The following is a 376-nucleotide window of genomic DNA, read 5'->3' on the forward strand; positions in this document are numbered from 1 at the left end:
TTCCAGGACTTCATCAACAAGTAGCTGTCCCTCATCATCAGGATCGCCAGCGTGAACAATTTCAGTCACGTCTCCACGTCTGATAAGTTCGAGAATCGTTTTAACCTGTTTTGCTGCACTTTCAACAGGCTGATACTTCACGGGATAAAGACGTAAAGGAAGCGTTTCAACCTTCCAGGCTTTGTATTCAGGATTATAGTTTTCCGGCGGTTGTGATTCGATAATATGACCAAAACAGTTAGTCACAATGGCGTTATCACTTTCAAACCAGCCATCATGGCGGGTAAAATTGCCACCAAGTGCCTTAACAATATCATTTGCTACTGCGGGTTTTTCAGCGATAAAAAGTCTCATTAATTACACCTCAATTCAGGTT

At 42.3% G+C, this 376-nt stretch carries 1 protein-coding gene; it reads right to left on the reverse strand.

Going from position 1 to position 376, the window contains the following annotated elements:
• Positions 1–354, reverse strand: a 354-nt coding sequence (locus RTW80_RS27705; RefSeq protein ID WP_301268240.1) for a toprim domain-containing protein, incomplete at its 3' end; no start/stop codon positions are given.
• Between the last annotated feature and the right edge of the window lie 22 nt (positions 355–376).

This window comes from Escherichia sp. AM3 (assembly GCF_032029835.1).
GTDB classification, from domain to species: Bacteria; Pseudomonadota; Gammaproteobacteria; order Enterobacterales; family Enterobacteriaceae; genus Escherichia; species Escherichia coli.